Source organism: Mycolicibacterium vulneris, assembly GCF_002104765.1.
GTDB lineage: Bacteria > Actinomycetota > Actinomycetes > Mycobacteriales > Mycobacteriaceae > Mycobacterium > Mycobacterium vulneris.
The window spans coordinates 185,032-198,524 of record NZ_NCXM01000004.1; the positions used below are offsets into that span (position 1 = coordinate 185,032).

The 13,493-nt window shown below is 68.3% G+C and carries 15 protein-coding genes; 3 read left to right on the forward strand and 12 right to left on the reverse strand.

Annotated features, from left to right (window positions below; all coding sequences use genetic code 11):
* Nucleotides 1-13: 13 nt before the first annotated feature.
* The 5 genes from B8W69_RS05795 to B8W69_RS05815 all read right to left on the reverse strand — a co-directional run bounded on the left by B8W69_RS05795 (nucleotide 14) and on the right by B8W69_RS05815 (nucleotide 3,709).
* Complete coding sequence (locus B8W69_RS05795) at nucleotides 14-253, reverse strand: hypothetical protein (protein WP_085288962.1); 240 nt, start codon at nucleotides 251-253, stop codon at nucleotides 14-16.
* Nucleotides 254-364: 111 nt separating this feature from the next.
* Nucleotides 365-1,372, reverse strand: coding sequence for an MAP_0585 family protein (locus tag B8W69_RS05800; protein ID WP_085288963.1), 1,008 nt, complete (start codon nucleotides 1,370-1,372; stop codon nucleotides 365-367).
* Nucleotides 1,373-1,412: 40 nt separating this feature from the next.
* The gene (locus tag B8W69_RS05805) at nucleotides 1,413-1,892 is read right to left on the reverse strand and encodes a lipoprotein LpqH (protein ID WP_085288964.1); all 480 of its coding nucleotides are present in this window, start codon (nucleotides 1,890-1,892) and stop codon (nucleotides 1,413-1,415) included.
* Between the two features lie 184 nt (nucleotides 1,893-2,076).
* A complete protein-coding gene (locus tag B8W69_RS05810) occupies nucleotides 2,077-2,745 on the reverse strand; it encodes a S1 family peptidase (RefSeq protein ID WP_085288965.1) in 669 nt (222 codons plus the stop codon).
* Nucleotides 2,746-2,833: 88 nt separating this feature from the next.
* Nucleotides 2,834-3,709: an alpha/beta fold hydrolase gene (locus B8W69_RS05815; protein ID WP_181447335.1), complete on the reverse strand. Its 876-nt coding sequence runs from the start codon at nucleotides 3,707-3,709 to the stop codon at nucleotides 2,834-2,836.
* Nucleotides 3,710-3,828: 119 nt separating this feature from the next.
* Between B8W69_RS05815 and B8W69_RS05820 the strand changes: the two genes are divergently transcribed.
* Nucleotides 3,829-5,322, forward strand: a complete 1,494-nt coding sequence (locus B8W69_RS05820) for an amidase (protein WP_085288966.1) — start codon at nucleotides 3,829-3,831, stop codon at nucleotides 5,320-5,322.
* A 17-nt stretch (nucleotides 5,323-5,339) separates the two neighbouring features.
* On the opposite strand, the gene B8W69_RS30515 is transcribed toward B8W69_RS05820, so the two are convergent.
* Nucleotides 5,340-5,516: a hypothetical protein gene (locus tag B8W69_RS30515; protein WP_165762557.1), complete on the reverse strand. Its 177-nt coding sequence runs from the start codon at nucleotides 5,514-5,516 to the stop codon at nucleotides 5,340-5,342.
* 300 nt (nucleotides 5,517-5,816) lie between these two features.
* Nucleotides 5,817-6,965, reverse strand: a complete 1,149-nt coding sequence (locus B8W69_RS05825; protein WP_085288967.1) for a TDT family transporter — start codon at nucleotides 6,963-6,965, stop codon at nucleotides 5,817-5,819.
* A 90-nt stretch (nucleotides 6,966-7,055) separates the two neighbouring features.
* Here B8W69_RS05825 and B8W69_RS05830 point away from each other — a divergent pair, with 90 nt between their 5' ends.
* Nucleotides 7,056-7,298 (forward strand): hypothetical protein, encoded by a 243-nt coding sequence (locus B8W69_RS05830; RefSeq protein ID WP_085288968.1) that lies wholly within the window; start codon nucleotides 7,056-7,058, stop codon nucleotides 7,296-7,298.
* A 347-nt stretch (nucleotides 7,299-7,645) separates the two neighbouring features.
* Complete coding sequence (locus B8W69_RS05835) at nucleotides 7,646-9,211, forward strand: LCP family protein (protein ID WP_110881846.1); 1,566 nt, start codon at nucleotides 7,646-7,648, stop codon at nucleotides 9,209-9,211.
* Nucleotides 9,212-9,218: 7 nt separating this feature from the next.
* Here B8W69_RS05835 and B8W69_RS05840 read toward each other — a convergent pair whose 3' ends face one another.
* From B8W69_RS05840 to B8W69_RS05860, 5 genes are all read right to left on the reverse strand, one after another.
* On the reverse strand, nucleotides 9,219-10,010 hold the full coding sequence (locus B8W69_RS05840) for an SDR family NAD(P)-dependent oxidoreductase (RefSeq protein ID WP_085288970.1): 792 nt from the start codon (nucleotides 10,008-10,010) through the stop codon (nucleotides 9,219-9,221).
* 13 nt (nucleotides 10,011-10,023) lie between these two features.
* Nucleotides 10,024-10,854 carry an SDR family oxidoreductase gene (locus B8W69_RS05845; protein WP_085288971.1) on the reverse strand — a complete coding sequence of 277 codons (831 nt, stop codon included), beginning with the start codon at nucleotides 10,852-10,854 and terminating at the stop codon, nucleotides 10,024-10,026.
* 102 nt (nucleotides 10,855-10,956) lie between these two features.
* Nucleotides 10,957-11,892: an enoyl-CoA hydratase gene (locus B8W69_RS05850; protein ID WP_085289027.1), complete on the reverse strand. Its 936-nt coding sequence runs from the start codon at nucleotides 11,890-11,892 to the stop codon at nucleotides 10,957-10,959.
* A gap of 110 nt (nucleotides 11,893-12,002) precedes the next feature.
* Nucleotides 12,003-12,791, reverse strand: a complete 789-nt coding sequence (locus B8W69_RS05855; RefSeq protein WP_085288972.1) for an ABC transporter permease — start codon at nucleotides 12,789-12,791, stop codon at nucleotides 12,003-12,005.
* On the reverse strand, nucleotides 12,791-13,486 hold the full coding sequence (locus tag B8W69_RS05860) for an ABC transporter ATP-binding protein (protein WP_245843132.1): 696 nt from the start codon (nucleotides 13,484-13,486) through the stop codon (nucleotides 12,791-12,793). The genes B8W69_RS05855 and B8W69_RS05860 overlap by 1 nt, the downstream gene beginning before the upstream one ends.
* Between the last annotated feature and the right edge of the window lie 7 nt (nucleotides 13,487-13,493).

Here is a 13,493-nt window from a genome sequence, read left to right on the forward strand (position 1 = left end):
CGCGGGTGCGCGCTCAGAGGTACTTGCGGGCGATGTCCTGTAGGTGCGACTGCACGTCTTGACCGGTGGCCTTCTCGAGTCTGACCACGAGCTCGCCCGCGAGATTGACGAAGCCCATCAGCAGCATCAGGTCGCCGTCGGGCTCGTCGAGCACGTTCTCGACCAGCCGGCTCCAGGTGAACTCAGGGCCGCCGTCGGACGACCAAGCCGTCATGACGTCGATGGCTCGGCGAACGTTTTCTCTCACGTCCATCCCCGGAGCCTGCCATGCCGGCGACTCCGCCGCAGGGTCGAGAAAACGCCCCGGAGACGCGTCAGCGGGCGCGCCGAAGAACGGCTGCGCCCGCTGACACTGGATCAACGATCAGTAGAGCGGCACCCACACACCGAAGAACCAGTAGCCCCAGCCCCCGTACTGCCAGTTGAAGACCGGGATGACGGTAAAGGTGTTGTAGTTGAAGGGTCCGAAGTCTGCCCGCGCCGCCGCGACATCACGAGGCGGCCCGTCCCACGGCCGGTTCCAGCCTCCGGGAGGCGGCGGACCGTTCCAGCCCCCAGGAGGCGGCGGGCCCTCCCAGTGTGGCGGCGGGTGACCGGGAGCCGGGCCGTCGTTCCAGCCGTAGCCGTGCTCGCGCGGCGGCGGTGGCGCCCCGTGGCCCACGATGCTGAACTGGACATCCGGGCCCGCGGGACCGCCGATCTGAGCGCTGGCGGTGACCACGTCGTGGCGCGGGATGTACGGCGGGTGCGGCGGCTGCGTGGCCGGCGGATTCAGCGCCTGGTACCGCTGCCGGTTGTTCGGCGGCGGGTTCTGGTTCGCCGGCGCATTGGTCTGCCCGCCCTGCGTCGGGGGGTTCTGGCCATGCTCGTTGGGTGGGTTGTTCTGCCCGCCCTGCGGCGGGTTTTGCCCGTGCTCGTTCGGAGGATTGTTCTGCCCCGTCTGCGGCGGGTACTGCCCGTGCTGGTTGGGCTGCGGGGTGTTCTCGCCACCCTGTGGCGGGTTGTTCTGACCGCCCTGCGGCGGCGGATTGTTGTGTCCACCCTGCGGTGGGTTGTTCTCCCCGCCCTGCGGCGGGTTGTTCTGGCCACCCTGCGGGGGGTTGTTCTGCCCACCCTGCGCAGGCGGACTGTTGTGTCCGCCCTGCGGCGGAGTGTTTCCACCCGCCTGCTGGCCGCCTGGGGCGCCGCCCGGCTGCCCACCGGGCCCGCCGCCCGGCCCACCGGGGTTGCCCCCGCCGCCGCCACCGCCGTGGCAGTTCGGGCACGGAGGCGGCGGGTCGAGTGGAGCGGAGTAGGCCGACCCGGCGTTCAGGGTCGCCGCGGAGATGCTCAGGCCAGCGGCCAACGCGGCGGCGCTGACAACACGTTTCATAGACATAGCTGCGTCCCCTCTTGGGAATTATCGGCCTGCACTACGGGCAGGTGAGATCCAACTCGAATGGCTTGGTTACCTGCTGCGGTTGCTGCGGGTTGCTCGTGTCGGTGCCGGTAGCGGTCCCCTTGATCGCCCAGTCCTTGCCGTTGACCGCGGCCCCGGCGCTGCCGCTTTGGTTGGGGGCGGCGTCGGAGAAACCGAGTGCGACGCCGTTGACGGTGCCCAGTCCGACGGAGTGCACCAGCGGTGGATTGCCGTTGCTGACCACGGCACCGAGGCCGTTTGTCGGGTCACCGATGCCGATGGTGATGTTGTCCCCCGCGGCGTTGCAGGTGACCTGCCCGCTGATGTTTTGATTCTGCCCGTCGACGGTGAGCACCGGACCCGAACCCGACGCGGCCGCCGCAGCTGACGACGAACCCGACGACCCGGTACTCGACTTGTTGCTCGAACATCCGGCGCTGGCCGCGACCACCAGGGCCACCCCGGCTACGCCGACCACGATCCCACGCTTCACTACTGCTTCCCTTCGTGTCGCTGGTTCCGCTGCCTCTTTACGTCGGCCGCGTCAACACAGGTGGACTACCTGGTCCCTGCGGGCCGACACGTTGCGGCCGGTCCACTTGTACCCGATACCCGAGAATTGCAAACGCTACGTTACGTGCCCCTGGCCGGCCTGGTCACCAGTCCGCGAGCGCTTTTCACGGAAGCACCCGAAGCCCCCACTTGCCCAGCAGCGGATTGATGAGCATGAAGTAGGTCGTGTAGTCATCACCGTCGGGCGATGACATTAACAGGCCGACCGCGCTGACGGTGCCGTCCGGGTTCATCACGAAACCGGGACTGCCGCTGTCGCCGTCCAGGCTGAACACGCTGGCTTCGACGACGTCACCATGGATGCCTTTGATGGCGCCACACGTCTCACCGGTTACGGCGCCGATCTTGCAGAACGGCATGCCGACCTGAATCTGCTGGCGACTCAACACATCCCGAACCTGATACCTGCCGCCGACGTCACCCACCGGCATGCCGACACTGGGCTCCAGGCGGATGATCGCGGCGTCGCGCTTATCGCCGTCGTGCTCGCTGGCGGAGATCCGGCCCAGCGGGGCGTCGTTACCGTACGTCCATTCGCTGCCGTCGTGCGCGTCGCAGTGCCCGCTGGTCATCAGGTAGTAACTGCCGTCGGATCCCTGCGCCGCGAATCCGGCTGTGCACCTGCCGGATTCGTGATCGACACCGATGCCCGGCGAGGGCGGCGGCGACGGCAGAGCCGGCGGCGGCGCTGCCAGAGCGGTTTTCGCTGTGGCTGTCGCGGTCACCATCACCGCTCCCAAGAGCCCCAACCCCCGCAACCACGGTATGGTCACGCCGTCCCCCTCCGCTTGCGCCCGGCAGATAATAGCAGCGCTGCCGACCTGAAATGAGGTGGCGGCCAGTCCGTTCCGGGCACGTGATTCACCCGGCGTCGACGTGCCGGGAAAGGAAGTCCAGCACAGCGCCGGCGAAGATGTCGTTGCGGTCACCGGCCACCATGTGCCCGGCGCCGCGGACATCGGTGAATTCCACCTGCGGGAAACGCGCGAGGAATTCGTCGGCGCGCTCCTGGCTGACCAAATCGCTCATCTGGCCGCGGACCAGCAGGATGGGCACCCCGCCGCGCAGGATTGCCTCAACGGCGGCGTGCATCCGGTCCGGATCGGTGACCTCAAAAGGAGGGAAAGCCGCAGTGCCGCTGATGAATTGCGGATCCCAATGCCAGTACCAGCGATCGCCGCGGCGACGCAGGTTGGTGGTCAGGCCTTCCAGGTCGGTCGGTCGCGGCCGGTGCGGGTTGTATTCGGCGATCGCGTCGGCGACCTCGTCGAGCGAGCCGAAACCAGACTCCACCCGGTCGGCCATGAAAGCATGGATCCGGTTCGCCCCCGACTGGTCCATGTTGGGCACGATGTCCACCAACACGACTGCACTGGCGATGCCCGGGGACAGCTCCCCGGCGAGCAGCATGGACGTGAACCCACCCAGGGAGGCACCGACCAACACCGGTTGCGTGGGCAGCGTGCGCAACACCTCGTGGACGTCGGCGGCGAAACTGACGACGCGGTAATCGCCGTCGTCCGACCAGTCCGATTCGCCGTGCCCGCGCAGGTCCACGGTGACGGCCTGCCAGCCGCGCGCGGCGACCGCGGCCGCCGCCTTGCCCCAGGACCGGCGGGTCTGTCCGCCGCCGTGTAAGAAGACCACGGCGCGCGCCCGCGGATCCCCGAGGCGGTCAGCGACGATCTGCACCCCGCCGGGGCCCCGGATCGTGAACGGTTCGGCTGCCGTGGGCATCAGGTGATACTAAGGCGCCCCCACGAGAAGCTCGCGTTGGCTTAACGTCAACGGCACGCAGCGGCGTCAATTAAGAGGACGCCGGGCGCGCGCACCCGGACCGGAGCCAAGGAGAACGCATGCATCTTGACGAGTACATGTCGCTGGATGCGACCGCCCTGGCCGAGCTGGTCGAGCGCAAACAGGTCACCCCCGCCGAGCTGCTCGCCCTGGCGCGGCAACGAGCGGATGCGGTCAATCCGCGGCTGAACGCCATCGTCTGCCGCCTCGACGACGTCGCCGACCGCCGGGCCGCCGACCCGAATCTGAGCGGGCCGTTCGCCGGTGTGCCGTTCCTGCTCAAGGACCTCGGCCAGGAATACCGCGGCTTTGCCACGTCATGCGGGTCCCGCTCGCTGGCCCACGACGTGGCCGACCGGCACGCGTTGGTCACCCAGCGGTTCCTGGACGCGGGTCTGGTGATCTTCGGGAAGACCAACACCCCGGAGTTCGGGGCCAAGGGTGTGACGGAACCCGACTACTGGGGCCCGGCCCGCAACCCGTGGAACACCGGGCACACGCCCGGCGGCTCCTCGGGCGGATCGGGGGCGGCCGTGGCGGCGGGCATCGTTCCCGCCGCCGGCGCCAACGACGGTGGCGGCTCGATCCGCATCCCCGCAGCGTGCAACGGGCTGGTCGGCCTCAAGCCCAGCCGGGGTCTGGCGCCCTACGGCCCGCAGACCGGTGAACTGATGCTGGGCATGGCGACTCAGGGCGTGGTGTCGCGCACCGTGCGAGACAGTGCGGCGCTGCTAGACGCGATCGTCGGACCCCACCCGGACGCCGCCTATCGGGTTGCGCTGCCCGACAAGCCCTTTGGCGAACAGATCAAGAACCGGCCGGGCACGCTGAAGATCGGCTACTCGGCACGCTCGGCCATCAACGCGCGGCCGGACCGCGAGGCCGTCGCCGCGGTCGAAAAAGCCGCGGCGCTCCTTCGCGAGTTGGGCCATCAGGTCGATGAGGTTGCACCGCCCTACGACGACGCCGCGCTCGGCCGTGACTTTCTGACCATCTGGTTCGCCCAGCTGCACCAGCAAGTCGCCGACACCAAACAGCGAACCGGCGCGCGTGACAACGACTTTGAGGCCGATACCCTGGCAATCGCCGAACTCGGCCGGTCCGGCGGCGTACTACCCGTCATGTCCGCCCTGGAAAACCGGAACGACTACATCCAGTCCCTGGCCGCGTTCCACGACAGCTACGACTTCTTCTTGACGCCGACGCTGGCCACCCCGCCCCTCGCGGTCGGTGCCACGACGACGACGGCCGCGCTGCAGCGGGTGGCCCGGCTGGTCAGCAGAGTTCGGGCCGGAAAACTGATGGGGCTCAGCGGAATCCTCGATGACCTCATCCAGGAGAGTTTGGGCTGGGTGCCCTACACGCAGCTTGCCAACCTCACCGGGCGTCCGGCGATCAACGTGCCGCTGCATTGGACGGATGCCGGGCTTCCGCTGGGTGTGCAATTCGTCGGGAAGCCGGGCGCAGACGGCGATCTGCTGCAGTTGGCCGCGCAGCTTGAGGAGGCGCGCCCGTGGGCCGACCGCCATCCGGCGCCCGTGACACCGAATTAGCCTGTCGCTGAACGATTTTACTCGGCAGGCCCAGTGCCTTCACCCTTACTCGGGCCTCGCCACAGGCTGGCGAAGCGCCGGGCGATGTCACCGAGGCGACCGCGCGCGTGCTGCGAAGCCTTGATGCGGCCAAGGGTTTCCCGCCCCTCGTTCGCGTAGTCCTTGACGGATTCGTCGCCTTCTTCGGCGCGCATGTCTGCTCTCCAATCGTGATCGTTATTCCGGCGCCTGGCGCTCGGGTGGTTCCGAGGGCGTCAAGCGCTCTGGCGGCTCTGCCGGCGTCAGCCGTTCGGGCGGTTCGGTCGGGGTGAGCCGCTCCGGCGTCTCGCCGGGAGAGCCCGGCTGGGCTCCGAATTCGTCGGCCATTCCGCCGAAAACGGCCTGAGGCGTGTGTCGATCATGCTCAGTCCTCTGTTCGCCTCATGGCCGCGTACCCGTCGTACCGGGGCGGCCAAACGCCCGCGGCGGCATCAGAGCCTCCGCGACGGCGATCCCTAGCGGATGGAGTCCTTGTGCGCCTTGATCGGCGCGGTGCTGGGCGGCAGCTTGAGCAGGTTGCCACGCAGGCTGCCCCGCGCGGTGCGGACCGTCACCAGCAGCCAGGTGAACAGCAGTCCCGCATAGGCGATGGCCGCCGCGACCCTGAACGCGGGCAGGTGGGTGTGACCGGCCAGCTGCGAAGTCCCGGTGACGAATGTTCCGACGGGGAAGGTCAGGCTCCACCACGTCAGCGCGAACGGCATTCCGCGGCGCAGCGTGCGCACCGTCAACGCGGTCGCGAGCGCGATCCACAACACCGCGAAACCCCACACCGGCACGCCGTAGAGGATCGCGAAGGCATCGAGGTCCTCGGCCAGCTCGGGGTCGACTCCCAATGCCGCGTTGGCTCCTAAAAGGCCTGCGGCCGTGATGGATTGGCCGAGCGGACCCAACACGATCCACAACGTCGGCACCCGTGCGGAACCCGAGGTGCCGTACAGGGTCAGGCGGCTCCAGATCATCGCGATGATGTTCAGCGAGGCCAGCAACGACAAACCGAACATCGCGTAACAGCCGTACAGCATGGTGGTGCGCCCGCCGCCGGCCGCCATATGAGGGAGCAGCAGCGCCCCCGTCGCCGCGGTCACCATGGGCGGAACGACCGGCATCAACCAGCCACCGAAGGCCGCGTCGGGCTCGACGTCGTGCTGGGTGAACATCAGGAACGGAATGCTGACGGCGGTGAACAGGCCGCCCAGCGTGCCGGCGGTCCACAGCGCCCAGTCCAGATCGACGGCGATGCGCTCACCGAGCAGGTCCCTGCCGACCAGCACGGCTCCCGCGCCGACCGTCATCAGCGCCATGGGGGCCGCGCCGTAAAAGTGCGCCATCTGCGGATTGCGGGCGTGGGTGCGCGCCACGGTCGGATGGCGCAGCCAATGGCCGCCGACCACCGCGATCAGCGCCACCAGCAGGGTGGCCGCGATCACCCAGATCACCAGCGCGAATGCCCGCAGCCCCGCGACGTGGACGGGCAACGCGGCGCCGGCCGTCGCGACGATCCCGGTGCCCATCACCGAGGCGAACCAGTTCGGCCCGATGTTGCCGAGAATCTCGACCCGGGTGTGCGCCGACGGTGCGTCGTGCGGGTTCGCAATTTTCACAGGTGAAGAACCTACTGCGCCGCGCGCTGAAACCGCCGATCCACCGCTTACACTCCATCCGTGGTTAATTCGGCGCAGCCGAGGTCGGCGGTGAACAGGGTCCCGCTGATCGTCAGCGTTGCCATCGTCGTGCTGCTTGCCGTCCTCGCGGCGCCCATCAAGCAACGGTGCGGTGCGCCGGGATTTTCGTGCGCGTCGGCGCTGGACAACGACGGCAACATCCACTTCTACTACGAGGTCGAACCCGTCGGGGTCTACCTCGCCGAAATCGCCACCGGCACCAACATCACGTTCTTTTACAGCTCGGGCGAGGACCTGGTCAAAGCCCGCTAGCCGACGGTGGTGGTTTGCTGGCCCGGTCGGGGCGGCAACGGTCCACCGGGCAGTATCCGCTGGATAACAAGTTCGGCTCGATCCGGGCGCCGATGTGGCCGGCCCGAGACCTTCCGGAGACCACCGCCGCCGCGGCCGGGCTGAACGTGCAGGTAGAGGGAGTACGACGGGCGCGGATTGCGCCTGGTCGGCCCGACGAACGCGCCCGCGCCGACCGTGTGACGGGTGCTCTCGATTGGGGGCTTCATAGCAAGCTAACGCATACTTGTGACCATGCTTGAAGCGACATCGCCGCGAAGCACCGTTGCGGTGCCTGGTGATGTGCTGGGCGTGGGCAGAGGTTTGTGATGGCCCGCTCGGGCGGCGCCCATCGCCGTCATCGAGCCGTCCGTCAACCCTCCCGTATACGCAAGGGGCTGACGCGCACCCTGGGCGCGCTCGTCTCCGTGGCGGCCGTCGGGCTCACCGGGGCGGGGTACTACGTGGCGCACGGCGCGCTGGGCGGTATCACCGTCTCGAACGCCCTGCAGCCCGACGATCCGCGGTCCAGCGGCGACAACATGAACATCCTGCTGATCGGGCTGGACTCGCGTAAGGACCAGGACGGCAACGATTTGCCCAACTCGATCCTGAAGCATCTGCACGCCGGCGACTCCGACGACGGCGGTTACAACACCAACACGATGATCCTGGTGCATGTCAGCGCCGACAACAGGGTCGTGGCCTTCTCGATCCCCCGCGACGACTGGGTGCCCTTCACCGGGGTCCCGGGATACAACCACATCAAGATCAAGGAGGCGTACGGGCTGACCAAGCAGTACGTCGCCCAAAAGCTGGCCAACCAGGGCGACAGCACCCAGAAGGAACTCGAAACCAAGGGCCGCGAGGCCGGCCGGGCGGCGACACTGCGCGCGGTGCGAAACCTGACCGGCGTCCCCATCGACTACTTCGCCGAGGTCAATCTGGCCGGCTTCTTCGATCTGGCGCAGACCCTCGGCGGCGTCGACGTCTGCCTGAATCACCCCGTCTACGACTCGTACTCCGGCGCCGACTTCCCGGCCGGCCGCCAGCGGCTGGATGCGTCCGAGGCGCTGTCGTTCGTCCGGCAGCGGCACGGCCTGGACAACGGCGACCTGGACCGCACCCACCGGCAACAGGCGTTCATCTCGTCGGTCATGCAGGAGCTGCAGGCCTCAGGCACCTTCACCAACATCGACAAGCTCAAGAACCTGATGGCGGTGGCGCGCAAAGACGTGGTGCTGTCGGCGGGCTGGAACGACGACATGATCCAACGGCTCGGCGGGCTGGCCGGCGGCAACGTCGAGTTCCGGACGCTGCCGGTGGTGCGCTACGACAACATCGACGGCCAGGACGTCAACATCGTCGACCCGGCGGCGATCAAGTCCGAGGTGGCCGAGGCGATCGGCACCGACACCTCGACGACGACTGCGCCGGCCACCACCGCCGTGAAACCCGACCCGTCCACGGTTGTCGACGTGGTCAACTCCGGCAGCATGAGCGGTCTGGCCAGCGAGGTGTCACGCGCGCTGAAAAAGAAGGGCTACACCCCGGGCCAGGTCCGCGACCGCGAATCCGGCGACCCGACCACCACCACGGTGGAGTACGGGGCCGGCGCGCAGACCGATGCGCAGAACCTGGCCAACCTGGTCGGCGTGGACGCGCCCAAGCAGCCCAGCCCCAGCATCGCGGCCGGACACATCCGGCTCACCGTGGACACGAATTTCTCGATGCCCACACCGGACGAGACCCAGATGGACGACTCGACGAGCACCAGCTCCAGCACGACGTCGACCAAGGCCAAGAGCTACTACTACAACGGCACGACCACGACGTATCCGACGCCCGATCAGGGCAAGCCGATCGACGGCGGCGGCGTGCCCTGCGTCAACTAGCCACGCTCTAGGCGTGCGTGCCGCCGTCCATCCGAATCTCGGTGCCCGTGATCCAGGCGCCGTCATCCGAGACCAGCATGGCGATCACACCGGCCACCGCTTCGGGTCCGGCCATCCCCGCGCCGCTGGATTCCGTCGTGGTCGGCAGGATCGGCATCAGCCGGGGAAACAGCGACCAGTCGGCGTCCTTGGGGATGTAGCCCCCGGTGGCATCGGTGATGCCGGACTTGATGCTGCCCGGGGCGACGCACGCCGCGCGCAGACCGTCCTTGGCGTATTCCAGCGCCAGCGAATGAGTGAAAGCCTGGATGCCGCCCTTGCTCGCGGCGTAGGCCGCCATATAGGGATGGGCGAACGACGCCGAGGTGGAGCTGAAGTTCACGATCGCGCTGCGGGGATTCGCCAGCAGGGACGGAAGCGCTTCCCGCACCACCAGGAAGGTTCCGGTCAGGTTGACGGCGATGATCCGATTCCACTGCTCGAGGGTGGTCTCGTGGGTGTGCCAGGCGCGCAGGATGCCCGCCGCGTTCACCAGTGAATCCAGCCCGCCCAGCTTCTCGACGGCCGAGCCCACGCCGTCGATCACCGAGTCCTCGTTGCCCACGTCCATCGGCATCGTGGTCAGCCGGGCGGCGGTGCCGGCCTCGTCGGCATGGCCTTGCGTGTCGCTCAGACCGTCCGTCGAGACGTCGGCTGCCACCACGCCGGCGCCCTCGCTCAGTAGCCGCAACGCGGTGGCCTGACCGATCCCCGACGCGGCGCCGGTGATTAGAATCCGTTTGCCCTCAAGCCTTTTCATCTGATTCTCCCGGCTAGACCACTCCGCGTAGCGCGTCGGCGCCGAAGGCCGGTTCCAGCATCGCCGAGAAATCCGGGCCGCGACGCAACAGCACCCCGCCGTCGACGTTGATGATCTGCCCGGTCACGTAGCTGGCAGCGTCGCTGAGCAGAAACATCGCGACATTCGCGATGTCTTCGACCTCGCCAGGCCGGGGCAGCGGCGTGATGGCGCGGTAGTCCGCGCTCAGCTCGGGCGAATCGAGGATTGGGGCCACCAGCTCGGTGCGGATCAGGCCGGGGCGAATGCTGTTGACCCGCACCCATGACGCTCCGAGTTCGTCGGCGGCCAACTGCATCAAGTGATCCAGCGCCGATTTGCCGACGCCGTAGGCGCCGAACCAGCGGTGGGTGTTGCTGGCCGCGATCGACGAGATGCCGACGAACGATCCGCCGCCGCCGCGCACCATCTCGCGCGCGGAGTGCTTGAGCACGTACATGGTTCCGTTGACATTGAGGTCGATGGTCCGTCGCCACAACTCCGAGTCGATCTGGGTGATCGGTCCGATGGTCTCCGATCCGCCCGCGCAGTGCACCACGCCGTGCAGCCGGCCATGCCAGGCCGTCACGGCGTCGACGGCGCGAGCCGCCTCCTCTTCGTTGGTGATATCGGCCGGCTCGTAACGAATGGAGCCGTCGCCGGGGAGGGCTTCGATCTCCTTGACGGCCTCCGCGAGCCGATCGGCGTTACGGCCGACGATCATCACGGAGGCGCCGGCCGCGACCAGCCCTGCGGCCACGCCCTTGCCGATCCCGCTGCCGCCGCCGGTGATCAGATAGGTCCGGTCTTCGAACGAAAGCTGCACGCGAGGCCCTTTCAAACTGGAACAAGTTCTAGCTATAGAAGCATGTCCCCTCGGGGTGAATATCGCTACCCCCGGTCTCGTTAGGCCCTCCGAGGTGCGGCACTACGGCGTGTCGCGGCGCGCCACCTTCGTCGGCTTCGCGTCACGCCAATCCTCGACGTGCGGAGGCTGGCCCACCGGCCACCGGTTTTCGTTGAACGCCGCCCAGTGGGCATGCCCCAGCAGGTGCACGTGGAACGCGTGCCGCAGCGCCTCGGTGTAACCCATCGCGTCGGAGGCGGCATTGACCGAGTCCTTGATGAGCAGCGACGCCATCGTGGGCCGCTCGGCGATGCGTCGCGCGAATTCCAGTGTTTTTTCCTCTAATTCGTCGAGAGCGAAAACCTTGGACACCATGCCCAGCCGGTGCGCCTCGTCCGCGTCGATCGAATCACCGGTCAACAGCAGCTCTTTGGCCTTGCGTGGTCCGAACTCCCAAGGGTGAGCGTAATATTCGACACCCGGCATGCCCAGCCGGACCGCGACGACGTCACTGAACTTCGCGTTGTCGGCCGCGACGATCAGGTCGCACGCCCAGATCAGCATCAAGCCGGCGGAGATCGCATTGCCCTGCACCTGGGCGATGGTGATCTTGCGCAGATCGCGCCAGCGGCAAGTGTTTTCGAAGAAATAGTGCCACTCCTGGTGGTACAGCTTCTCCATGATCGGCTCGAGCGTGGCCCCGCGCGAGCGGAAGCTCGGATGCTGCCCCGGTCCCGGTGCGCGCTCGGCCAGTGCCTGCTCGGAACCCAGGTCGTGGCCGGCGGAGAAGTTCCTGCCGCGTGCCGCCAGGATCACCACGCGAACCGTGTCGTCGGCCTCGGCCCGGCCGAACGCCTCGTCGAGCTGGACCAGCAGGCCGCGACTCTGCGCGTTGTGGGCATCGGGCCGGTTCAGCCAGATCCGGGCGATGCGGCCCTCGTCGAGGGTTTCGTAGGCCACCAGTTCCGGGGCGTTGGCTTCGGCCGCCCCGGCGTCGGCTTGCTCGGAGACTGTCATTCCGCCCACCTCGTTCATCGTTGAATTGGCCTTGTTTACAGATTACGGCCAGTGTGTAACCGCGCACGCGCTGGGGTGATCGGCTGCCTGGCCCCGCCGACCATGCGTTCTCACCCAACGGTTTCTGGCCGCCGACCCAGCGGCAGCAGGCGATGGTCGCGGGTGAACACCAGCCGGACGATGCCCATCGCGACGACCACGGTGGTGGCCGCGACCGAACCCAGGATCAAGAACATCACCACCGCCTGCACCAGCACGGCCTGCAGTGGCGGCACCCCGGCGAGGATGAGGCCGGTCATGGCGCCCGGCAGGAACACCAGGCCGGTGGCCTTGGTCGTCTCGATCTGCGGAGAAATCGCCGACCGCAAGGCGATTCGCAGGTAGGGCGCCGCGGCCTGCCTCGACGGTTGCCCCAGCGCGAGGCGGGCCTCGACCTCATCGCGTTTGTCGCGCAGCTCATCGACCAACCGCCGGGCCACCAGCACCATGGCAGTCATCGAGTTGCCGATCATCATCCCGGCGACCGGCACCAGCGTGCGCCCCTGCAGCGGGAACACCCGCAGGCCGAAGATCACCCCCAGCGTCACCACGGCCGCGCCGGCGAACGCGGCCACGGCCAGCGGCGCAAACCGCGGGACCTCCGGCGCCCTGCGCCGGGCGACATCCCCCGCGTAGGCCACCATTCCGGCGACCCACGCCCACGACCACCACAGCGACCGGCCCGGCTCGAACAGCAGCGTCAGCGCACCGCCCACGAGCAGCAGTTGCACCAGCGCGCGGGCGGCGGCCCACAGCAGCTGCCGCTCCAAACCCAGCCGCCGCCACAGCGAGATCCCGGCCGCGAACGCCACCAGGATCAGCGAGGTCGCCAGGCCCACCCAGCCGACTTGACCGTTCATCACGCCACCGAGCCGTCGCCGGGCTTCGAGGCGACCGGGCCCAGGCCCAGGCTCCGGCCGGACTCCAGGCGCAGGACCCGGTCGGCCGCCCTTTCCACCTGCGCCGAGTCATGCGTGACCCACAGGGCGGGAACGCCGTCGGCGGCTAGTTCGCGCACCGCGCGCTCGATGACTTCGGCCGCCTCGGTGTCGACGGCGGAAGTGGGTTCGTCCAGCAGCAGCACCTGGGGTTGCGCCATCAGGGTGCGGGCCAGGCACACGCGTTGCGCCTCGCCACCCGAGAGGGCGGCCACGTCGCGCTCCAACCACGATCCGGTCAGCGCCACACGGGCCAGCGTTTCGTGCATCCGCGCGTCGGACGCGTCGGGATCGGCGGCCCGCAGGTTGTCGGCGACCGTGCCGGGGAATGGCGTCGGGCGCTGAAAGCAGATGCCCACCCGGCGCCGCAGCCACAGCGGGTCGAGCCCGGCGATGTCCGACCCGTAGAAAGAGGCCCGTCCGCTCGTCGGCAGCTCCAGCCGGTTGCACAGCCGAAGCAGGGTCGATTTGCCCGAGCCCGACGGCCCGAACACCGCCGTCACACCGTGACCCGGAATGGCGGCGGTCAGCACGTCCAGAGCCCGCACTCCCTGCCGTTCCACGACGACATCGACGAACTCGAATACCACGTCATTACCGGCGTCCCAATCGACCACCTGCTAA